The organism is Rhodococcus sp. OS5, assembly GCF_056837585.1.
In genome coordinates, this window is the sequence record NZ_CM166368.1 from 1,338,682 (window position 1) to 1,357,522 (window position 18,841).

General features: G+C 60.4%; 33 protein-coding genes. 15 read left to right on the forward strand and 18 right to left on the reverse strand.

The window, feature by feature from the left end; genetic code table 11:
* Window positions 1-31 precede the first annotated feature (31 nt).
* Complete coding sequence (locus ACVZUB_RS06225) at window positions 32-730, forward strand: HemK2/MTQ2 family protein methyltransferase (protein WP_037131016.1); 699 nt, start codon at window positions 32-34, stop codon at window positions 728-730.
* Here the strand turns inward: ACVZUB_RS06225 and ACVZUB_RS06230 are convergent.
* Window positions 687-1,736: an iron-containing redox enzyme family protein gene (locus ACVZUB_RS06230; RefSeq protein ID WP_007726547.1), complete on the reverse strand. Its 1,050-nt coding sequence runs from the start codon at window positions 1,734-1,736 to the stop codon at window positions 687-689. The two genes, ACVZUB_RS06225 and ACVZUB_RS06230, sit on opposite strands and share 44 nt — an antisense overlap.
* On the opposite strand from ACVZUB_RS06230, the gene ACVZUB_RS06235 reads away from it, so the two are divergent.
* Window positions 1,737-1,976 carry a CDGSH iron-sulfur domain-containing protein gene (locus ACVZUB_RS06235; RefSeq protein WP_064075807.1) on the forward strand — a complete coding sequence of 80 codons (240 nt, stop codon included), beginning with the start codon at window positions 1,737-1,739 and terminating at the stop codon, window positions 1,974-1,976. It abuts the gene before it with no gap.
* Between the two features lie 128 nt (window positions 1,977-2,104).
* Here ACVZUB_RS06235 and ACVZUB_RS06240 read toward each other — a convergent pair whose 3' ends face one another.
* The 3 genes from ACVZUB_RS06240 to ACVZUB_RS06250 all read right to left on the reverse strand — a co-directional run bounded on the left by ACVZUB_RS06240 (window position 2,105) and on the right by ACVZUB_RS06250 (window position 4,126).
* Window positions 2,105-2,308, reverse strand: a complete 204-nt coding sequence (locus ACVZUB_RS06240) for a cold-shock protein (RefSeq protein WP_003943666.1) — start codon at window positions 2,306-2,308, stop codon at window positions 2,105-2,107.
* Window positions 2,309-2,624: 316 nt separating this feature from the next.
* Window positions 2,625-3,602 carry a YihY/virulence factor BrkB family protein gene (locus ACVZUB_RS06245; RefSeq protein WP_003943713.1) on the reverse strand — a complete coding sequence of 326 codons (978 nt, stop codon included), beginning with the start codon at window positions 3,600-3,602 and terminating at the stop codon, window positions 2,625-2,627.
* A gap of 86 nt (window positions 3,603-3,688) precedes the next feature.
* Complete coding sequence (locus tag ACVZUB_RS06250) at window positions 3,689-4,126, reverse strand: STAS domain-containing protein (RefSeq protein ID WP_058038940.1); 438 nt, start codon at window positions 4,124-4,126, stop codon at window positions 3,689-3,691.
* Between the two features lie 330 nt (window positions 4,127-4,456).
* Between ACVZUB_RS06250 and ACVZUB_RS06255 the strand changes: the two genes are divergently transcribed.
* Complete coding sequence (locus tag ACVZUB_RS06255; RefSeq protein ID WP_003943680.1) at window positions 4,457-4,705, forward strand: hypothetical protein; 249 nt, start codon at window positions 4,457-4,459, stop codon at window positions 4,703-4,705.
* 16 nt (window positions 4,706-4,721) lie between these two features.
* Here ACVZUB_RS06255 and ACVZUB_RS06260 read toward each other — a convergent pair whose 3' ends face one another.
* Together ACVZUB_RS06260 and ACVZUB_RS06265 are read right to left on the reverse strand one after the other, a co-directional pair.
* Entirely contained in the window at window positions 4,722-5,504 is a 783-nt protein-coding gene (locus tag ACVZUB_RS06260) for a SigB/SigF/SigG family RNA polymerase sigma factor (RefSeq protein ID WP_003943639.1), read from the reverse strand.
* Window positions 5,501-5,935 (reverse strand): ATP-binding protein, encoded by a 435-nt coding sequence (locus tag ACVZUB_RS06265; protein ID WP_482628242.1) that lies wholly within the window; start codon window positions 5,933-5,935, stop codon window positions 5,501-5,503. Before ACVZUB_RS06265 ends, ACVZUB_RS06260 begins: the two co-directional genes overlap by 4 nt.
* A gap of 237 nt (window positions 5,936-6,172) precedes the next feature.
* Between ACVZUB_RS06265 and ACVZUB_RS06270 the strand changes: the two genes are divergently transcribed.
* Window positions 6,173-6,610: a hypothetical protein gene (locus tag ACVZUB_RS06270; RefSeq protein WP_039972685.1), complete on the forward strand. Its 438-nt coding sequence runs from the start codon at window positions 6,173-6,175 to the stop codon at window positions 6,608-6,610.
* Window positions 6,611-6,619: 9 nt separating this feature from the next.
* On the opposite strand, the gene ACVZUB_RS06275 is transcribed toward ACVZUB_RS06270, so the two are convergent.
* From ACVZUB_RS06275 to ACVZUB_RS06295, 5 genes are all read right to left on the reverse strand, one after another.
* Window positions 6,620-6,937 carry a WhiB family transcriptional regulator gene (locus ACVZUB_RS06275; RefSeq protein ID WP_003943622.1) on the reverse strand — a complete coding sequence of 106 codons (318 nt, stop codon included), beginning with the start codon at window positions 6,935-6,937 and terminating at the stop codon, window positions 6,620-6,622.
* A 185-nt stretch (window positions 6,938-7,122) separates the two neighbouring features.
* A complete protein-coding gene (locus tag ACVZUB_RS06280; RefSeq protein ID WP_482628243.1) occupies window positions 7,123-7,794 on the reverse strand; it encodes an ANTAR domain-containing protein in 672 nt (223 codons plus the stop codon).
* 48 nt (window positions 7,795-7,842) lie between these two features.
* Window positions 7,843-7,977, reverse strand: coding sequence for a hypothetical protein (locus tag ACVZUB_RS06285; protein ID WP_256261806.1), 135 nt, complete (start codon window positions 7,975-7,977; stop codon window positions 7,843-7,845).
* Between the two features lie 73 nt (window positions 7,978-8,050).
* Window positions 8,051-8,596 (reverse strand): Dps family protein, encoded by a 546-nt coding sequence (locus tag ACVZUB_RS06290; RefSeq protein WP_003943731.1) that lies wholly within the window; start codon window positions 8,594-8,596, stop codon window positions 8,051-8,053.
* Window positions 8,597-8,680: 84 nt separating this feature from the next.
* Window positions 8,681-8,839, reverse strand: coding sequence for a hypothetical protein (locus tag ACVZUB_RS06295; protein WP_003943664.1), 159 nt, complete (start codon window positions 8,837-8,839; stop codon window positions 8,681-8,683).
* Between the two features lie 358 nt (window positions 8,840-9,197).
* On the opposite strand from ACVZUB_RS06295, the gene ACVZUB_RS06300 reads away from it, so the two are divergent.
* Window positions 9,198-9,500, forward strand: a complete 303-nt coding sequence (locus ACVZUB_RS06300; RefSeq protein ID WP_003943719.1) for a MerR family transcriptional regulator — start codon at window positions 9,198-9,200, stop codon at window positions 9,498-9,500.
* 24 nt (window positions 9,501-9,524) lie between these two features.
* Here the strand turns inward: ACVZUB_RS06300 and ACVZUB_RS06305 are convergent, their stop codons facing one another.
* The 4 genes from ACVZUB_RS06305 to ACVZUB_RS06320 all read right to left on the reverse strand — a co-directional run bounded on the left by ACVZUB_RS06305 (window position 9,525) and on the right by ACVZUB_RS06320 (window position 12,390).
* The gene (locus ACVZUB_RS06305; RefSeq protein ID WP_482628244.1) at window positions 9,525-9,902 is read right to left on the reverse strand and encodes a hypothetical protein; all 378 of its coding nucleotides are present in this window, start codon (window positions 9,900-9,902) and stop codon (window positions 9,525-9,527) included.
* 136 nt (window positions 9,903-10,038) lie between these two features.
* Window positions 10,039-11,526 carry an alpha,alpha-trehalose-phosphate synthase (UDP-forming) gene (locus ACVZUB_RS06310; RefSeq protein WP_064075809.1) on the reverse strand — a complete coding sequence of 496 codons (1,488 nt, stop codon included), beginning with the start codon at window positions 11,524-11,526 and terminating at the stop codon, window positions 10,039-10,041.
* Complete coding sequence (locus tag ACVZUB_RS06315) at window positions 11,523-11,942, reverse strand: STAS domain-containing protein (protein WP_007726563.1); 420 nt, start codon at window positions 11,940-11,942, stop codon at window positions 11,523-11,525. Before ACVZUB_RS06315 ends, ACVZUB_RS06310 begins: the two co-directional genes overlap by 4 nt.
* A 259-nt stretch (window positions 11,943-12,201) precedes the next feature.
* Window positions 12,202-12,390 carry a PI-type proteinase gene (locus tag ACVZUB_RS06320; protein ID WP_136472457.1) on the reverse strand — a complete coding sequence of 63 codons (189 nt, stop codon included), beginning with the start codon at window positions 12,388-12,390 and terminating at the stop codon, window positions 12,202-12,204.
* 166 nt (window positions 12,391-12,556) lie between these two features.
* Here ACVZUB_RS06320 and ACVZUB_RS06325 point away from each other — a divergent pair, with 166 nt between their 5' ends.
* A complete protein-coding gene (locus ACVZUB_RS06325; RefSeq protein ID WP_007726566.1) occupies window positions 12,557-12,805 on the forward strand; it encodes a hypothetical protein in 249 nt (82 codons plus the stop codon).
* A 220-nt stretch (window positions 12,806-13,025) separates the two neighbouring features.
* Here the strand turns inward: ACVZUB_RS06325 and ACVZUB_RS06330 are convergent, their stop codons facing one another.
* Together ACVZUB_RS06330 and ACVZUB_RS06335 are read right to left on the reverse strand one after the other, a co-directional pair.
* The gene (locus ACVZUB_RS06330; protein WP_218960345.1) at window positions 13,026-13,517 is read right to left on the reverse strand and encodes a hypothetical protein; all 492 of its coding nucleotides are present in this window, start codon (window positions 13,515-13,517) and stop codon (window positions 13,026-13,028) included.
* Complete coding sequence (locus tag ACVZUB_RS06335; RefSeq protein WP_007726571.1) at window positions 13,514-14,092, reverse strand: RNA polymerase sigma factor; 579 nt, start codon at window positions 14,090-14,092, stop codon at window positions 13,514-13,516. Before ACVZUB_RS06335 ends, ACVZUB_RS06330 begins: the two co-directional genes overlap by 4 nt.
* A 186-nt stretch (window positions 14,093-14,278) precedes the next feature.
* On the opposite strand from ACVZUB_RS06335, the gene ACVZUB_RS06340 reads away from it, so the two are divergent.
* The 9 genes from ACVZUB_RS06340 to ACVZUB_RS06380 all read left to right on the forward strand — a co-directional run bounded on the left by ACVZUB_RS06340 (window position 14,279) and on the right by ACVZUB_RS06380 (window position 17,994).
* Window positions 14,279-14,743: an Asp23/Gls24 family envelope stress response protein gene (locus ACVZUB_RS06340; RefSeq protein ID WP_003943699.1), complete on the forward strand. Its 465-nt coding sequence runs from the start codon at window positions 14,279-14,281 to the stop codon at window positions 14,741-14,743.
* Window positions 14,740-15,024: an Asp23/Gls24 family envelope stress response protein gene (locus tag ACVZUB_RS06345; RefSeq protein WP_042452304.1), complete on the forward strand. Its 285-nt coding sequence runs from the start codon at window positions 14,740-14,742 to the stop codon at window positions 15,022-15,024. Before ACVZUB_RS06340 ends, ACVZUB_RS06345 begins: the two co-directional genes overlap by 4 nt.
* Before the next feature lie 70 nt (window positions 15,025-15,094).
* Complete coding sequence (locus tag ACVZUB_RS06350) at window positions 15,095-15,283, forward strand: hypothetical protein (protein WP_007726577.1); 189 nt, start codon at window positions 15,095-15,097, stop codon at window positions 15,281-15,283.
* A gap of 38 nt (window positions 15,284-15,321) precedes the next feature.
* Window positions 15,322-15,501, forward strand: a complete 180-nt coding sequence (locus tag ACVZUB_RS06355) for a hypothetical protein (protein ID WP_003943629.1) — start codon at window positions 15,322-15,324, stop codon at window positions 15,499-15,501.
* Window positions 15,494-15,886 carry an Asp23/Gls24 family envelope stress response protein gene (locus ACVZUB_RS06360; protein ID WP_482628245.1) on the forward strand — a complete coding sequence of 131 codons (393 nt, stop codon included), beginning with the start codon at window positions 15,494-15,496 and terminating at the stop codon, window positions 15,884-15,886. The genes ACVZUB_RS06355 and ACVZUB_RS06360 overlap by 8 nt, the downstream gene beginning before the upstream one ends.
* Complete coding sequence (locus tag ACVZUB_RS06365; RefSeq protein WP_287484152.1) at window positions 15,883-16,452, forward strand: DUF6286 domain-containing protein; 570 nt, start codon at window positions 15,883-15,885, stop codon at window positions 16,450-16,452. Before ACVZUB_RS06360 ends, ACVZUB_RS06365 begins: the two co-directional genes overlap by 4 nt.
* The gene (locus ACVZUB_RS06370) at window positions 16,449-17,033 is read left to right on the forward strand and encodes a hypothetical protein (RefSeq protein ID WP_046378100.1); all 585 of its coding nucleotides are present in this window, start codon (window positions 16,449-16,451) and stop codon (window positions 17,031-17,033) included. The genes ACVZUB_RS06365 and ACVZUB_RS06370 overlap by 4 nt, the downstream gene beginning before the upstream one ends.
* Before the next feature lie 409 nt (window positions 17,034-17,442).
* Window positions 17,443-17,706 carry a GlsB/YeaQ/YmgE family stress response membrane protein gene (locus tag ACVZUB_RS06375; protein ID WP_003943661.1) on the forward strand — a complete coding sequence of 88 codons (264 nt, stop codon included), beginning with the start codon at window positions 17,443-17,445 and terminating at the stop codon, window positions 17,704-17,706.
* A 90-nt stretch (window positions 17,707-17,796) separates the two neighbouring features.
* Window positions 17,797-17,994: a CsbD family protein gene (locus tag ACVZUB_RS06380; protein WP_007726588.1), complete on the forward strand. Its 198-nt coding sequence runs from the start codon at window positions 17,797-17,799 to the stop codon at window positions 17,992-17,994.
* Between the two features lie 33 nt (window positions 17,995-18,027).
* On the opposite strand, the gene ACVZUB_RS06385 is transcribed toward ACVZUB_RS06380, so the two are convergent.
* The gene (locus tag ACVZUB_RS06385; protein WP_021333851.1) at window positions 18,028-18,750 is read right to left on the reverse strand and encodes a hypothetical protein; all 723 of its coding nucleotides are present in this window, start codon (window positions 18,748-18,750) and stop codon (window positions 18,028-18,030) included.
* Window positions 18,751-18,841 lie beyond the last annotated feature (91 nt).

Here is an 18,841-nt window from a genome sequence, read left to right on the forward strand (position 1 = left end):
GTTCCTGGGTAGCCGCACGCAGCGATGTGCGATGTCGCCTGAAAAAGAGGAGCCGATGATGATCCTGCGTTTACCTGGTGTGTATCCACCGCAACACGACACGTCGTTACTGGCGGATGCGCTGCTGTTCGAGCGCCTCACCGCTCGCAGTCGGGTGCTGGATCTGTGCACGGGGACCGGCGCCCTCGCTGTCGCGGCATCCGCGGCAGGCGCAGGCCACGTCGTCGCGGTCGACATATCTCGCCGAGCGTGTGCCAATGCTCGTCTCAACGGGATCCTCAACGGAACCTCGATCGACTCCCGTCGTGGCGACCTCACCGAGGCGGTGCACGGCGAACTCTTCGATCTGGTGATCTCCAACCCGCCGTACGTCCCTGCTCTTGCAGATGATCTCCCTACCGCTGGAATCGAACGTGCTTGGGACGCAGGCAAGGACGGACGCGCCCTCATCGACAGGATCGCAGCCACCGTTCACGAGGTGCTCGTCCCGGGCGGCACACTGCTTCTCCTGCAATCGGTGCTGTGTGGGGTCGACAAGACCGAGGCGATACTCGAAGAACACGGTATGGCCGTAGAGATTTCAGCCCGGAAGTACGTTCCCTTCGGGCCCGTGATGCGCGAGAGGCGCACCATGCTCGAGGCACGAGGGTTGATCACCACCGGTCAGGAAATCGAACAACTCGTGATCATTCGCGCAACGAAGTCTTGCCCTTCTCCCAACTCGATGTGAGGTGATCGCCGAGAAGATCGTCGAACGCCAGGCACGCTGCGGCGCCGAACAAGATGTCATCAGTGCGGTGCGGCTGCGAAGAAGCGAGACCGCCGGCAAGGTCCCGAACGGCGATCTGTTCGTGAACGGAATCCGCTTCCACGTGCTCGTCGTAGAACAGTGTCGCGCCCGAACCGAATCCGAGTCGGCGCAGTCCTGCGCTGTATCGTTTGCTCGGCAGCGCAGACGTGGTCTCGACAGCGCACAGGTGCCCGACCAGCGTTCCGAGATGGCGGCGATGAAAACCGAAGAGCGAGAGAGCATTCAACGACGCCAACGTTACCGCGGGAACAGAATCGATGTAGTGGCCGTAGCGGTCCGAAAGACCCACAGCCCGCATGGTGTCGGCAAAAAGACGCGAATGCATTCGCTCTGCGCGGCCGCCTCCGTACTCGTCGCTCTGCACTTCGACGAGGGCGGCCTTGACGGCGCCGGAGAGACGCGAAATTCCGAGGGTGTGCACATCCGCCTCGCGGAGCTGATTGAGGGAACGGTGAATCAGCACCTCCGAGAACTGATCGATCGTTGCATCTTTCGCCATGAAGGACGCAAGACCTGGGCCTGCACTGGGGGCGGTCATCGACCAGAGGTCGGCCACGACGTCGCCAGACGACTCCACTGTCCCCACGAGTTGCGCGATGGCGGACTCGAAACGCTCTTCGAGCCGAGACCGCACCGCGAGCAGGTCCGGATTCCACTCCCATTTGTCCGAGACGTTCTCGATTCCCTGCAAATGAAGCTCGTAGAGGAGCGTCAGGGTCAGCTGAGCGTCGTCGTCACGAAGAATGTCGTAGGTGAGGTCGGTGGACTGTGCATCCTCGTACGCGTCAGCGGCAGCCGTAATCTCCCTCGGATCGGCCGAGGAGCGCAGAATGGAAACGAGAGTGGCGCTCAATGGGCCGCGGGCCTGTGGAACAGGCATGGAAGTGGGCACACCAGTGGCCGAATCGAGAACTGAAGAGGACATATGACCGCGTTTCCCGAATCGTCATCTGCCGAAACACCGAGTGTTCCCGGTAACAACACCACCATAACCGCCTGCACGGACGGCCCGCTGCTGGTGCGTGGTGACTTCGAGTTGCTCCGTGAAGACGGCACTCCGATAGAGAACAAGCGCTCTACGGTTGCATTGTGTCGATGTGGGCGGACCGGCATCGCGCCGTTCTGCGACAGCTCCCACAAGAAGAAGCGGGCGCGAGCGACGTAACCGGTGCCAATTGGGAACAAGCCCGACCCGTGAACCAAGACGACCCGGAAACCAAGAAAAGGCTGGATGCCGGCACCATGCGGTGCAGCGTCCAGCCTTTTCAGTCTGAAGTCAGACTGGGATCGAACTCAGATGGCGCGAACGTTCTGAGCCTGGGGGCCCTTCTGGCCCTGTCCGATCTCGAACTCGACCTTCTGGCCCTCGTCGAGGGACTTGTAGCCGCTGCCCTGGATCTCCGAGTAGTGAACGAACACATCCGGTCCGCCACCTTCCTGCTCGATGAATCCGAAGCCCTTTTCACCGTTGAACCACTTGACACTGCCCTGAGCCATAACCAAATTCTCCTGGATCCATCGAGCCGAGCCCTCCCATCGAGAGTCCGGTCTCACACCTGATCCTGCCATGCTCTTCTTTTTCTGTCTCCAATTACATGCATGGCGAGTTGCAGTATTTGACGGCTTTGTCCCGTTCCGGGACCACGTCGGAAGCAGGTGATTGTTCAACTATGCGCGTTTACCTGCTGTGATGTATTCGTCCCTTCGATGCAGCGCGAAATGACAACACCTGTGTTAAATCTGGATTCGCGGCGCAGAATGCCACCCCGATACCGAGGAGGGGACCAAATACCCAACTCGATCGGGGTCGAGATCAGTCCGAATCGTCGGGTTTGGTGTGCCCGTCGAACGTCACATGGATGTTCTCGTGGGGAACCGCGCGTTGTGCTTTTGCTTGATCGGCGAAGGTGCGCCGATCGCCTTCGATGAGTTCGGTGTTGTCGGTGAACGGAGCCAACAACGCCCGCGGATGGAGTTTGTCGACTCGCACGACGTTGATTTCCGCACACATGACGATCGAGGCTGCAGCGAGGAACAAGAAGGCCAACAAACCCAGAACGATGGCAAAGACGCCATTGGTGGTGGAGGCACCCCGCACCACAGAGGTCACATAGAGGGCACCGAAGGACTGAAGTGCTTGCCAGAGAACAGCAGCGGCGATCGCTCCAGGTGCCACATCGGCTACCGAGAGCGGGCGGGCGCAGGTGAGCCGGAAAGCGACGATGAAGATGCCCGCATTCAAGACGACTACCGCAAGGGTCAGTAGGAAGCTGAACGAACCGCCCAGATGAAGCGCACCGCCGATGTTGGAGACAGCGGTGGTCCCCAAGATCGCGAGACCGATCGTGCCGAGGAGTAGTAGCCCTTGGAGACGCCCGCGGATGGGATCCGGTCGCATGTTTCGGGGCACCGACCACACCGTGTTCATCGCGTTCTGGCAAGCCAGAGCGACACCGAGGCCACCGTAGAGACCACCGACGATTCCGATCACCAGACCCGTGACACCGCCGCCGATCTGTTGCGCATTGCCCAGGTCGTCACCGATCACCGGAAACTGATGCAGCGCGGAGTCCAAGATCTGTTGCTGAAGCTCAGGGTTGCCCGACAGCACGAAGCCGAGAATGGTCGAGAGCAACAGAAGAAGAGGAAAGAGCGAGACGAAGCCGTAGTAAGCGATCAGCGCGGCTAGATAAACACCTTGATCGTCGAGGAACTTGTAGAGGACCGCTATCGGGAACCCCAGGGCCGGATGCTTCTGTTGCAAGGCATCGAGGCGCTTGGCGATTGTCATTCTCGGTCTCTCTCAGCTCGTCGGACAGCCCGACGAACCTTAGTCGCTGCGAGCGCCCGGCGCTCGACGCCGGTGCAGCCGTCGCGTCAGGAGGCTTCGAGTGACTTCTCTGCTTCGTCGAGCGCGCGCATTGCTCCCTCGACAGAGTTGGTGACCGGGAATTCCTCTTCCGCCCGTGCCGCGCGAAGCAAGCGTCGAAGCGGGTGTGACCCGATCGCGGCCCACTGGAAGTCGTTGGCTCGCGAACGGGAGTTCAGCTCGGCGAACAGTTCGAGGCAGACCGCACCGACGAACAGTGAGTTGGACAAGTCCAGAATGACGCGAGACCACTCCGCAGCGTACGAGTTGAGAAGTTCTCGTAGTGCTGGGGCGGAGAGTTTGTCGAGGTCGACGTCGACCTGGATCAAGACTGTCGAGGGCGCTATCCGCCAGGCCGCGAAACCATGCGTTTCCACGATCGGCCCCAATTGTGTTGAGGGATCGATGGAATCGATCGGTGTGTGGTCGAGTTCATTCAGATTCATGGCAGATCCGGTCTGTGTGCTTTCATCGAAAGGCTGACGACCGATCTGGCGGCGCGGAAAGTGAATGCGTCCAGGCGTGGAAAGCTTTAGAGCTCAATGGAAATGAACAGTACAGATGTGCGCAGGAAATACTCACCTGATCCAGAGCCTTGATGCGAACCGAGCGCCAGTGGCTTCAACCCCGGCTGTATTCTCAACCTCGGTACCGTTCAGTGTAGCTCGAGGGCGTGAATCGGTCCAGGTGAGAGGTCGAATATTAAGCGGTGCAATGTTTTTGGCTCGACGCTTCGGTATGGTGGAAGATCAGCGTCACCGGACGAAGGGAATCAGATGAACGACCGCGATGCACTCACGGCCATCTCGACCAAGCTCGACACACTGATCGGCGCGGAGACCAACGGTTTGCGGGACGAGGTTCCGCCCGGTTCCAGTGTGCAGCGCACCGAGCAGGACGGCGAGCACGGCCGGTGGGGGCACGATTACCGCCTCGCCAACAAGTATCTCGAGGCCCTCGACATCGGCCAGCCCGGTCTCATCGATCGAGACGAGCTGGAACGTCTTGCACAGGAATACATCTGATCCTCGAGACGTACCTTCAGAAGATTTCACCCATCTCGGTGCGTAGCTGCTTCAGTGACTGAGTGAGGATTCTGGATACATGCATCTGAGAGATGCCGACCTTTTCGGCAATCTGGGATTGGGTGAGATGGCCGAAGAATCTGAGAACGACGATCGTGCGCTCGCGCTCCGGTAGTGCCAGGAGCGCGGGCCGCAGGGTTTCGTGATTGTCGATCCGACTGATCGCTTCGTCGTACTGTCCCAAAGTGTCTATCAGAGTCAGACCACTCCCGTCGCCGGCGGACGCGGTGTCGAGCGGTGTGGTTCGGTACGAATTACCGGCGGTCAAACCTTGTTCGACCTCGTCCGGTTCGATGTCGAGTTCCTTGGCGAGTTCCGCGACTGTCGGTGCACGGCCGAGCGTCTGGGACAAAGTCGTGAGCGCCCGGTTGAGGGCAAGGTGCCGTTCCTGAAGGCTACGAGGCACTCGCACGGACCAGCCGTGATCGCGAAAATGCTTGCGAACCTCACCCATGACGGTCGGGACGGCGAACGACAGGAAATCCGATCCTTTGTCGACGTCGAATCGCTGCACGGCCTGTATGAGCCCGACACGAGCAACTTGCTCCAAGTCCTCGAAAGGCTGGCCACGCCCCTGGTATCGGCGAGCGACGTGTGTGGCCAGGGGTAGGCACAGTTCGATGATCGAGGTGGTGATCTTTTCTCGGCTGGGATCATTCGGCGGAAGCGAGGCCATCGAGACGAACAGTTCGACAGCTGTTTCGTACTGGTCCTTCTTGTCCGGTGGGACAGCGGTCACGCACGCTCCTGGGGCAAGCCCTTTTCAAGCGTCATCGTCAGGGTGATGTGACCGTCCGCGTCGATTTCCGACTGTTCCAAGCGGACGGAATCGACCAGCGCTTCGAGAACGAACCATCCGAAGCTGTGCGACTTGTCGGGTATCTCGGAGTGCGCGATCACGGACACGACGGTCCGAAGTGTGCGGCCGAGGGTGTCGAATCGGCAGGTCAAGTCGCTGGACGGTATCGCGTGGCCGATGAGGATGCTCGCGACTTCGTCCATCGCCAGAGCAAGGTCGGCTGTTCCGTCGACATCGAGTCCGGTGTTGTTGGCAACCGTTCGGGTGATTCCGCGCAGAGTGGGAAGTTGAGAGTACGACGCGCGGACGCGGAGCGAGGCGATGGAGTCGTGAGTTAGTTCGGTTTCGGTCGGACTCGACAGAGGGATCAAGGGGCTTCCTGTAGGTAGATGTGGCGTAATTCCGGCGGACCGAGGCAAGGACCGGTACCGGCCGTGCGTGCCAGCCATCTCTACCCCGGAAGTATTCATGGCCTTGGATTACCCTTCGCCCGGCGAACTAACCCTCTTTACCCGAACTAGAGGATGAATTGTGAGACACATCACCTGTGGTGCGGACGTACCGAATCCTCATCTTTCATTTTCGCGTCGTTCGGGTACAGCCGCTTCATGGACACCCATTCGGACAGACAGATCCCCGTACACATACGACCGGAAGGTGTCACTGATGACGAGGTGAAGGCGGCAGGAGTGCTGTCGAACGCCCTTGAAACGGTGGAACGGGCACGCGGTGCCCTGTACGACTTCCATCAGCTGATAGGGCATGCCGATCTGATGCTCGACGAGGTCGTCGAGCTACTGCGATCCAGCGGCAACGACGACCTGGCCGATCAGGTCGAGGGCGAGTTGATGGGCCGGAACGTGGTCGAGGGGCGCTGGACTTTCCAGTTGGTCGAAGAGTTCGACGAGAACTACTGGTCGTTTTTTCGTGAATGCGAGAAAGTGGTGCGCGACAAGCTGGCAGGCGGAGTGCCGCACCTCTTCGAAGCCGAGATGAAGGAGCGACGCCGCACGCACGGTTTGCGGCACCACGAGGCCAGGCCCTGAGATTCCTATCTACTCTCGTGAGCTCGTCGCGGCACTGATCAGTGGTTCAGTTCGAGCTTTGCGCAACGATTCTCGCTCGGTCGCCGTCATGCCGCCCCAGATACCGTGGGGTTCCCCGGTCTGGATGGCGTGCACCAGGCATCTCTGCACGACAGGGCATCTGGCGCACACCAGCTTCGCCGAACTCTCGCGCTTCGCTCGCCTGGAGCCGCGCTCGTTCGTGTCGTCGTAGAACAGAGCGGGGTCGGTGTCGCGGCAGGTGCCGGACAGTTGCCAATCCCACTCGTCGGCAAGGGGCCTGGGAGATGTGTAGGAGCGCATGAACATGGACGTTCCCTTCGCTGCGTGACGAACTCGACTCGGATCGCGGATCCAGGTCGGGTGTTAAGGCAAAGCTCGGTCCCGCCGGCCTGAACCGGCGGGACCTTCGAGGCTCCTCCCTCGAGGGGGAAGATTTCGGGGGTACCTCTGGTCGGTCATTACCCAGCCGTACAACTTTTGAATCCCGGTCGTCAGGAATTCTTTTGATCCACGGCACGTCGTTCTGCTGCGGCGACAAGACCACCGGCGATGTCGCGCACCTTGACGTTCCATTCCTGCGACATCTGGACCAGAAAGTCGAAGGCTTGGTCGGCCGAGCACTCACGCTCGGCCATCAGTAATCCCTTGGCCTGCTCGATCAAGGGCCGAGAATCCAAAGCTCTTCTCAGTTCGTCATTTGCCGCGCGAAGGCGGGTGAGGACGTCTGACGCCGAACTGGACTGCTGAGCCAGCGGTCGTTGAACCTCGTATACACGATGAAGCACACCGATGACTCTGCCGTCATCATCGGTGACGGCGGAATTCACCGTATTCCAATATCGGGTGACAAACATCCCGCTCCCGCGCTCGTCGCGCACGTCGTAACGCTGAGTCGGCAGTGTGTCCCGAGTTCGGGACCGCATCGTGCGCTCGAATGACGCTGTCAACGAGAAGATTCCATCGGCAAACGAGTCGTCGGGATTGTCGGGGAAGGCTTCGAACACTTCCACTCGGTGCAATTGATCGAGGCTACGACCGGATACGGCAAGGTATTCGTCGTTTGCGCCCTGGATACGAAAATCGCTGTCCACGAGCAGAAGAGAAGAACTGCTTGCCGCAAATCGATCGCTACGAACGATCGAGCGGAGAGTGCTCGAACTCATGATTGTGTCGTTTCTGTCCTGTCTTCGACGGTTGCGGCCCCTGATATTTCAGAAGTAGGTGATCGCGAGAACTCCAAGGGCGGTGCCTGCCAGGATCGATCCGAACAACAAACGCTGCTGCAACACGAACATCTGATACTCGCGACGTGTTTGTGTCGAGGTGCCGCGCGAGTCCGCAGACATGCTCTTGCCCTTTCCTGTTGTGGGGAGTGCGATTTCGGCCGACCCCCGATCGGCCGAAACCGCGGACGGTGCATCAGTTCTGACGCGCCTCATTTGCGGCATCCTGCTCGGTGGACGCGCCTTCGTGTACGAGGCTGCCACCCGAGTTCTCGAGGTGAGCACGAACGAACCACTGGAACTTTTCCAACTGCGCCGTCTGGCCGATCAACATGTCCTCGGTGATCGGATCGATCTTGCCGACACTGTCGATTGCGGTGCGACTGTCGGTGATGATCCCGGTGTAGACGAGGTCGAGCGCAGCGAGGTGCGCACGAGCGTCGTCGCGGCCGACGGAGTAGTCGTCCCACGTTCGATCGCGCTCGATTGCTCCCGCGGTGCCCTTGGGTGAGTTACCCAGTGCCGCGATACGTTCGGCCACATCGTCGGCGTAGCCGCGAACCAACTCCACCTGGGGGTCGATCATCTCGTGCACGCCGATGAAGTTGGGGCCCACGACGTTCCAGTGAACGTGCTTGAGCGTGAGGTGAAGATCGTTGTAGGCGCTGAGGCGTTCCTGCAGAATATCGGCGACGGACGAACCGTCTGCGCTGCTCAGTCCCGGTACGGTGAACTCGGACATATGTTTTCCTCTCGTCTTGATGGGGATCGCCCTCCAGTGGGGCGGTCTCGCGCCATCGTCAATCGGATCGCGTGTCGGTCAGGTTCAGTGCGCGAGTGCTACTGGCTCCTCTGTCACCGGGTCGCCGTACATCATCGCGATTCGGCGCTTGACCTCTTCGGTTGTCAAAGTCGCACTTGCGACAGTGATTCCGATGCCGGTGGTGCTCTCGCCCTGTGTGGGCGGGATGTCGATCGTCGTCATCTTGCTCCCGGTGAAGAGTGTGCCGTGAGGGAGTCGGCTGAACCACCGACTCCGACGTCTGGGTGTTCTGCGCCTTCGAGCTCCAGTTATGGCGCTTTCAGGTGCTACAAAATCTATATCAGCCGATGTAGATAATTGGCAAGGCTACTTCGATTCGCGGGCGAAGGAAAGCGCATTGTGCAATCTTGTCGAAATCGGCTTTGATCTGCCATTTCACGCCTTTTCTGCTCGACGATTCTTGTTGTCAGTGGTCCTGGACACGCTTGAATCTATGTCCTGGGCGTCAGATTCACTGCGTGATGGTGCTAAGGTCGGGTGACGCCGATTGAGACAGCCCACACCGAACTAGGAGGTTCCAGTGACGTCGGAATCCCAGACCCGGGCGCTGCGCGGCGTGTACGGGATCTCAGTGATGTCTGAACTGTCCGGGGTAGGACCTCAGACGCTGCGCCTTTACGAGCGAAGGGGCTTGCTCACACCAACCCGCACCGATGGCGGTACGCGCCGGTACAGCGAGGCCGACCTGGATACGCTCGGACGAATCACCGCGCTGATCGACGACGGAGTCAATCTCGTCGGTATTCGTCTGATTCTGTCCCTCGAGGCCGAGAATGCAGTCTTAGCGGCTCGAATCAGCCAGTTGACCGCCGAGGGGGACTAGTGGTGCTGCTCGAGACGATGCCGTTCAGGATGGAGTTTCGGTGCGGGTAGGGTCGCCGAAGTCCGCGTCGGCGGAGATTTTGTTCCCTGCCGCTGCGATCTGTTCGAGCGCGGCGTCCAACGCATCGACCAACCATTGATGCGACGCCTCCGCGAGGAGGCGATCCGGAGTGTCGGCGTTCTCGGATTGGAAGAACCGCACCAGCCATGATTCTCCGTTGTCGGGTCGATCGGAGAGTCCAGCCGCGGTATTGGTCGCCAGAAGGAACCGGTTGTATTCGAGGTCAACACGAATGGCGTACTCGCCGAACAGGTTCACCACGTTGGCCGGCCGATGAGTAGCGGCAGCGAGCGCAATGAGAGCGTCGTTGTAGGTTTCGGAGTACTTCATCGTGAGGGGCATGGTCGGCCTGTCTTTCTGGGCCGATGCAGCATTGCACGGCTATGTCGAGGAGATCAGTTCGCAGCCGCTGCTTGACGATGAACTGAAACCAATCCTAGCTCGAGTCTCCGAGCGCACTGACGCAAGCCCGTGAGGGTCAGTTGTTGCGCGCAAAGTTCGACTCACGCTCCGTGACGAACTGATCGTCCGGAAGCGGTCCGGGTGGGGCAAGCGCAGTCAGGAACGACTCGGCCCACTGATGCACATCGTGTGTCATGACCTGTCGATGCAGCGCAGCCATACGGCGACGGCCTTCCTTCGGATCCTGATGAACCGCGGTCAGGATCGTATTCTTCACGCCGTCCAAATCGTGCGGGTTGACCAGGTATGACTGTCGTAATTCCATTGCGGCACCGGTGAACTCGCTGAGAACGAGAGCACCTCCGAGGTCGCCACGACAGGCCACGTACTCCTTGGCCACCAGATTCATCCCGTCGCGCATCGGCGTCACGAGCATGACGTCGGCAGCGACGAACAGTGCGATCAGTTCTTCACGGTCGACCGGCTGATACAGGTAGTGAACGACGGGGCGGCCGATCTGACTGTGGTCACCGTTGATGCGGCCCACCTGCTCTTCGATGACGCTACGCAGGTCGATATAGTGCTGCACGCGTTCACGACTGGGCGTCGCGAGCTGCACCATCGTGTACTTCTCCGGATCCAGACGATCCTCGTCGAGGAGTTCCTTCAAGGCTTGAAGCCGCAGGTCGATACCCTTGGTGTAGTCCAGCCGGTCGACTCCCAGCAAGATTTTCTCGGGATTTCCCAGCTCTTCCTTCAATTCGCGCGCGCGACGCAGGACCGAATCGCTTTTCGACTGGCGCTCGAGTTCGGCAGAATCGACGGAGATGGGAAAGGCGCCCACCTTGACGACGCGAGAATCGAAATCCACATGCCCGAGCGCACTTCGAACACCGACGCCCGCGGTCGTCGTCTTGAGGCCGAGAAGTTTGCGGGCCAAGAACAGGAAATTGTTTGCGCCACCAGGTAAGTGGAAGCCGATCAGATCGGCGCCCAGCATTCCCCTGACGATCTCCTTGCGCCACGGAAGCTGCATGAAGAGCTCGACCGGAGGGAACGGGATATGAAGAAAGAACCCGATCGTCAGATCTGGCCGCAGCTCGCGCAGCATCGCCGGCACAAGTTGCAACTGATAGTCCTGCACCCAGACAGTCGCTCCGTCCGCGGCGCAACGCGCGGTTTCCTCGGCGAACCGCTGGTTGACTGCGACGTAGGTGTGCCACCACGACCGCTCGAACGTCGGAGCCACCAGAACGTCGTGGTAGAGCGGCCACAACGTGTCGTTGGAGAACCCCTCGTAGTACTCGGCGAGGTCCTGAGAGGTCAGCTCGACGGGAAACAGACGAAGGCCGTCAACCACTATCGGATCGACCTTCTCGTCCGCGACCCCCGGCCAGCCGACCCAGGCGCCATCCCGCTGTCGGAGGATGGGTTCGAGCGCAGTGACGAGCCCACCCGGACTTCGCTTCCAGTTCTTGCTTCCGTCTTCGTCGGTTTCGAGATCGACCGGCAGTCGGTTTGCGACGACGACGAATTCGGAGAGCTTTTCGAGATCGGTACTCACGCCGACATCGGCTCCGCCAGGGTCTCGTCCAGGACGGAGGTCGAGGACAGGTACGCGACTGCATCGGCTGTCGAGTCGGTGTACACGATGTCGGTGTCCATCTTCAGAAGAGACAGCGGACGCCTGACAGGGTGCGCTGCGACGAGCGTCCACGGCACGCCGAGCCTCCGTGCCTTGGCCGACAGAGTCTCGATGATGGAAAGACCTCCGACGGAGATGAACTGGACGTCCGAGCAGTCGAGTACGAACGGGTGTCGCTCACCGATCAGGTCGTCGACGCAGGCAGCGAAATCAGCTCGGGACCGGACGTCGATCTCGCCGCTGACCACGAGCGACTGAATGTTTTCGGCACAGGTCGTCGTGAAGGTGGGGGGACTGTCCGTACGCTCATCTGTAGTTCTCGAAAACTCGTTCATCGAAACTCCTGACGGATTGCTCGAAACGGTTCGTTCGAACGGTCTGGTTCGAAACGGTTTCGTTCGAAACCGGGAAACGGCACGGGAAGCAACGCACGAACCGTGCTCGTCTTCAACGGCTGGGTACTCAACCGTGCTGAGTGCCTACCTTACCGCATCGCGAAAACCCAGGTGAAAAGCGTTAGATCCGTACGGATTTCAAGGTCCCGTGAGCGTCGGCCCACGGGACCTTGGTCCCGATGGTTCAGACCTTCCGGGATCAGTCGGTGTCAGTCGCCGGGCCGGTGCTCGAGGCTCCGCCCTCGTCGGCCCACGTACGTTCGCCCGACGGATCGGTCTGAACGTCCTTGGGTGCGGTGTCGGAGCCGGTTCCCGGACCGTGGTCGGTGCCGGTGGTCTGCGGCTCGTCCGTCTGATCCGTGCGGTCGGTGGAATTCTGTTCACTCATGGTGTGCGTTTCCTTCGGGAAGTCGTTGTTCATGTACTTGTCGTTTCCTGCTCACCCGCGAGGGGTACTCAGTAGGGGTAGTGCGTCACGTCGAGCCAGTACGTCACGTCGAGTCCATACCGGCAAAGTCAGCTGTCACCGAAGCAGGAGATTTCACGTGAACCATATGACCGTGACGACCGAACACCTGCGTGCACTGCTGGGCAGTGGCCCCCATTCGGAACTGGTAGCGGTCGGGGGCGAGATCGAGATCTACGTCCCCGATGAAGAAGGGTTCGGTCTCGAGGGTATCTCGCTTGTCACTCGCGAGCAGTTGGCCGAACGTCTACCGTCCTCACCCGACAACCCCGACGAAGGTGAACTACGTATCGCCGCAGAATCGTTGAGCGAGATGATCGCCGAACTCGGCGGTTGAACTCCGAAGTTCGGGGCAGCCGACGTCAGATCTGCGGGATCGGATCCGGAGGGTACGGGTTCGGTGGCGTCGGAGTCGGTGGCACGGGCGGCGGATTCATCGGATCGGGTGGTGTCGGCGCCGGTGGTGTCGGCGGCCCCGGGTCGGGGGCGGGGCCCGGATCCGGTGGTGGGGGAGTGGTCATGAGTGCCGGGTTCCCAAACACTTGCCGAACAAACACCTAGTGTTCGGAGTGGCTTTTGGTGTTCCCTTCGGCAGGTAGATCATCGACGATGTCGACTACGGCGACGTGGATGCTCTCTGCAGAGACCGGTGGGTCCGTGTCGCCGAGGATCAGGTGAACGACGTCCACGACGGTGAACCGAACCCGGTCCGACAGTTCGGCCAGATCCACTCCGTATGGCGCTGCCAGTTCGATACGTAGTGAACGTATTTCGTGGCCGTCGACGAAGAACTCGATGCTGCTCGGCGAGCAGTGGTGCCGAGAACGTATCTCGGCGGCCAAGTGGGTACGGAGTACGTGATCGCTCACCGACACAGTGCCTAGACGTGGACCTTCCGACGCGTGTGCGTCGAGCGGCCAACCGGACGCCGAGGTCGACCGTAGCGCCCGGATCACCTTGTCGCTGATTCGATCCCAGCCCGGCTCGGGAGCGTTCCGCAGGACGTCGGATGCGTGCGCCATCAATGCGTCGGTTCGTGATTCAGTCATCGCCACCTCGTCATTCGTTCACTCAGGTTAGCCCGTGCACGATGGTGATGCCCGCGCACCGCATCCGGGGTGAGTCTTAGAATCTTGCCGATTTGAACGAACGTGAGCATCTCCACCTCTCGCAGCGTCCATGCCGCACGCTGGCGATAAGGCAGTTCACCCAACGCTTCTTCCAGTGCCTCGAGGAACGCGGAGTTCGAGGTCGTGTCGAACGGGCCGGCCTCGGGAGACGGCACGAGAGGATCGAGCAATCTGTCGTCGATCGGTTGAGCTCTCTTGATTCGATAGCTGTCCACGATCTTTCGGGAACAGATCGCGAAAAGCCATGTTCGCATCGACGATTCGCCACGAAACGAATCGAGTCGACGCCAGGCGGCCACGAAGGTGTCCTGGACTACCTCGAGAATGTCACCTTCGTCTGCGAGCATGCGACGCGCATAGCGGTGAAGTGCAGGTCCGTAGTAGTGCACCAGTGACTCGAATGCTTCTCGGTCGCCGAGTATCGCAGCGTTCACTGTCGCGGTGTCCAAACCGTCAGGTGCTTCGGTGAGCCCCTGTGTATGCGGTAACGCCACAGTCGCTCCTCTCGCGGAAATGCGGAACACTCGGCTGCGTTCGAAGATTGTTCGCCCGGCCGGGGCGTTGAATGTTACGGACAGTAACTAACAAGTGTCAGTGATGCACGTCACCTGACTGGGGCATTCGGTTTTGCCTTCGAGTGACGACTACACAGGTAGATCGATCAACAGGAGGAGATGACAATGGTCAGCACGCAGGTTGCGACAGCATCTACGAAGGATGTTGCATCATCGAACGACTCGGCTCTCGTGAGTTCGCAAGGAAAGACGTCGATCGCCGACACCGTTGTCTCGAAGATTGCCGGCATCGCTACGCGAGAGGTGAGCGGCGTGTACGACGTCGGCGGCGGAGCGTCGCGGGTTGTCGGGGCACTGCGCGAGCGGATCCCCGGCGCGAGTGTCAACCACTCCCAGGGAGTATCGGTCGAGGTCGGCGAAAAGCAGGCAGCGGTCGACATCGACATCGTGGCCGAGTACGGCGTATCGCTCGCCGATCTGGCCACCGGCATTCGCCGCAACGTCATTGCGGCGCTCGAACGGATGACGGGTCTCGAAGTGACCGAGGTGAACATCACGGTTCACGACGTTCACCTCGACGAGGGCAGTGACGACGAAACCGGCGAGCCCAAGACTGCGCGGGTGCAGTGAGTTCCGAAATCGCCGACACCATCGCGGCGGCTGTGACGGGGATACCTGGGGTCGCCTCGCTTCATGCCGGAATGTTCGGCGAGGTTGGCACGTACCTCCCCGGTCGCCGCGTCGTCGGCGTGCGGGTGACGGAGTCGTCGACAGACATCCATGTGTGCATCTTCGCCGACGCCGCCGTTCGAGATACGGCTTTACGTATCCGCCAAGCGGTTTCAGGACTCGTTACAGGCCCCGTGAACGTGACAGTGGAAGACGTAGTCGGTCGTGCGCACGATGCCTGAGCACTCTCGTGGTCCAGTTCCTGATCGCCGATCCGCACGCCGAGAGGCGATCAGGAGCTACCACCCCGACGTGGGCGGATCTGCCGACGCGCTCAATCGAGCGCTCGAACGCGTCGACCGGGACTTCGCGTCCCCGATCGGTGTGGGTGTGCGCAGGACACTGCGCGGCACGATGCGGCAGATAGCGAAACCCGCTCGGACCCAGTACACGCGTTTGCGCGCTCGGTTTCCGGGTGCCAAGACCTACACCGAGATCTGACTCGCACCATCGAACATCATCCACAACGGAGGATTCACATGACCACCTCGACTGTCGGCCTACTGGCAGGACTACTTCTCGGAGTCGCAGCTGCTGCAGGCGGTTTCACCGGATTCCTCATCGCTCTGGTTCTCGGTGTGATCGGATACCTCGTCGGTGGTCAGCGTGACGGCGAGTTCGATCTCGGTGTGATGCTGAAGGGTCGCGGACGTGGCTGAGACAGCTCGACCGGAGTCGTCTGTGCTTGGTGAGCCGGGCGATCGCGGAACGCTGACGATTCGAGACAGAGTCGCGCAGAAGTTGGTTCTCGAGGCGACGCGCGGGACCCCGGGGGTGCGTCATCACGCCGGCGGCATGGACAAACTGACCGGGCGTGAATTGCCGAGGGCGCGAGTGCTGGTATCCGGCAAGCGGGTACGGGCCAAGGTGGACATCGCGATCGAGTGGCCCGGATCCTTGTCGGTCATCGGTACCGCGGTGCGAGAGAACGTGACAACCCAGTTGCAGTCTGTATCGGGCCTGGACGTAGACGGCGTGGACGTGGCGATCGTGAGCGTTCTCCCGGCATCGACCAAGCGTGACGCGGGAAGGACAGTGCGATGACCGCCGACAAGGTCGCACCACCCACTGCCTCGAGGGCTGCTGCTCCTGTTCCCCTTGCGGCGCCCGGATCGGCCGTCACGGGATTCCTCATCGCCGCGGCGCTACTTGCGCTCGGCGTGGTCGGCGTCCGCGACGCGCTGGTGGATACCGGCGTGATCACCGGGTCGCAGTGGATACCAAGTGCTGCCGCATATGTGGACGGGCTCGCGTACCAGGGTTGGATGTTGCCGGCGGGGATCGCAGCCGTCGTTCTCGGCCTGTGGTTCGTCATCGTCGGACTCAAACCGCGACGAAAGACTGCCAATGCCTTGGTCGGAGTCGCGAATACGTGGATCGATCCCGCCGATGTAGCGGCGATAGCGTCTGTTCGCGTCGAGTCACTGGCCCAGGTTCGATCCGCTTCGTCACACGCGACCCGGCGCAAGCTGGAAGTGAAGGCCTCGGTCACGCCCGATGGAGCCGCCACCGCTGAATCGGAAATCCGTGCGGTGCTGGGGGACTTGGCCGGGTCGCTGTCACCATCGCCGCGAATCAAGGTTCGTATCCAGACGGGATCGCTGTCATGACTCGGACGGCGACGGCGATGGATCGCGTGGCGACATGCGTCGTGGGGATGCTCGCGATAGCGCTGGGAGTTGCAGCGATCCTGTGGAATCGCGACGTGATCAAGGATTTCCCGGCGCGTATCGAGATCCCGTGGGCTGAAGATCTTGTCGATCACTCGTGGTGGCCATGGGCTGTCGGAGCTGGGGGAGTATTGCTAGTCCTCCTCGCGTTGCGGTGGTTGATCGCGCATGTGCCGCTGCGTCGGGTGAAGGAGATCACGGTCCCTGGGTCGAACTCGCACAATTCCATCACCGCGGATCTGGGTGCGGTGGCGGAAGGGGCGAGCGCATCACTGGAGGACTTCGACGAAGTGTCGCGTGTCCGAGGAAAAGCGTTGCTCGATCGTGGAGTTCGCACGATCGATTTGCGAGTGACATTGAGACGTAGCGTCGTATCCGGATCGGAAACGTTGTCCGAGTTGATTTCTCGCGTCACTGACACGGGGGATCAAGTCGAGTCGATGGTCGGTGATCCATCCGTCGCGACCAGAACTCACATCGCCGTGGAAAGCGCGAAACGCGATGAGCCGAGAACTCTCTGATCAATCGAGGTTTGAGCCTCCCGGTGACCGGGTATTGGTAGACCTCCCGATCGTGCACAGAGTCATGGATGTTGCTGTGGCACTGTGTGTCACGGTGCTCCTTGCGACCGTCACTTCGATGGCGATCGCGATCGTAGTGACGCTGATCATGTGCGCGTCGGTGAGTGTCGTTTCTCGTATGTGGTGAATCGCCAGTCATTTTGGTTCTGTCGTGAACACCTGATAGAAAGGTAAGCAGACAATGTGGCTGCTACTGAGTGCACGATCCCCCGCGTCGTGCGGTGGAGAGTCCGGTTGTGTGCAAACACTACCCGCGATCACGGTCTAGTTGCGCGGGCCGATCGCTCGGAACTCTCCCTTTACCGGCAGTCTCTCATTGCGCCGCCCCTCTTTACTCTAAGGAGTTCAAATGCTTCCTCTCGGTATCATCGCCTGGATCATCATCGGTGGACTGGCGGGTTGGATCGGCAGTAAGATCATGAAAACCGATGCGCAGCAGGGGATCTTCCTCAACATCGTTGTCGGTGTCATCGGCGGTCTGATCGGTGGTTTCCTGCTTCGAGTCTTCGGCGTCGATGTCGAGGGCGCGGGCTGGATCTTCAGCTTCCTCACTTGCCTCCTCGGCGCCGTCATCTTGCTGTTCCTGGTCAAGGCAGTCACCGGAAAACGCTGACACGCATTTGTCCACGCAGTTCGAGTTCGACTGAATCCACGACCGAATTCCACGGCCGAACGCACGACCGAATCCAAGAAGGAGAAATACATGTCTGACTTCATCGACAAGGCAAAGCACCGCGCTGAGGATCTCATCGGCGAAGCGAAGGAAAAGTTCGGAAACGCCACGGGCAACGATGATCTGGCTGCCGAGGGTGTTGCCGATCAGGGCGAGGCGAAGGTCAAGAAGGCCGGCGACACTGTCAGTGACAAGGTCTCGGATATCAAGGACAAGTTCACAAGCTGAGTGAGCTTCGGCGCGGTTGATCGGCACGTCCGGTCAACCGCGCTTTTGTGTGTCTCCTCGGCCGTTGCGGCTACCGCGATACGCGAACTTGCGCGTTTCTGCGAGCCACTCCGGAAGCATGCGCATGTGGGCCGGTGTGTTCAGAATCGGATCGAAGGACGGCTGGAGGCAATCCGGGTGGTCCTCGACCTCGTCGAGACAGAGATGCCCGATCGGTATCAACTGAAGTTGAATTCTCGCGAGGTACACGGAGAAGTGCAGCGGGGAATGATCGACCGCAGCTTTCAATGCAGACAAAGAAGTGCCGGCCGGATGGACACCGCGCGGTGTCACGATCAGCCACGCCGCGGCACCGCCCGCGCGTGAGTAAGGAACCAGTGTGCTGTATCTCGCGCCGTTCCACGAGAAAGCCGGAGCTGGAAACATTTTCGAGAAGGTAGAAAGTCCTGATGTTGCGAGAAGAATGTCCCACGGGTTTTCATCTGCGCCGACATCGTGCAACCGAAGCGCCAGGCCGAGTACGTCGGGTAGGTCTCCGGGTGTTCCGAGGGCTTTCGACATTCGAGCGGTGACGGTAATCGTCGACGACTCCGATACCGGCCACCATGGGGTGGCCGGCTTCAATGTTCCCTTCAGTTCGATCCCGTGAGGGTGAAAAACCCTGGCCATGCGCAGCGATGATGCGAAGTGGAACGGCGCACCGACCAGCTTCCCGATCGCACTCTTGCCGGCGGGGATGATCGAATTGATCGTCACAGCTTCCTTTATCTGAGAATTCTCCGCCCGTGAAGCGCCCGGACTGGACGGACGTTCAGGCGTATTGACGGGCTTTTCAGTGGCGTCTTTC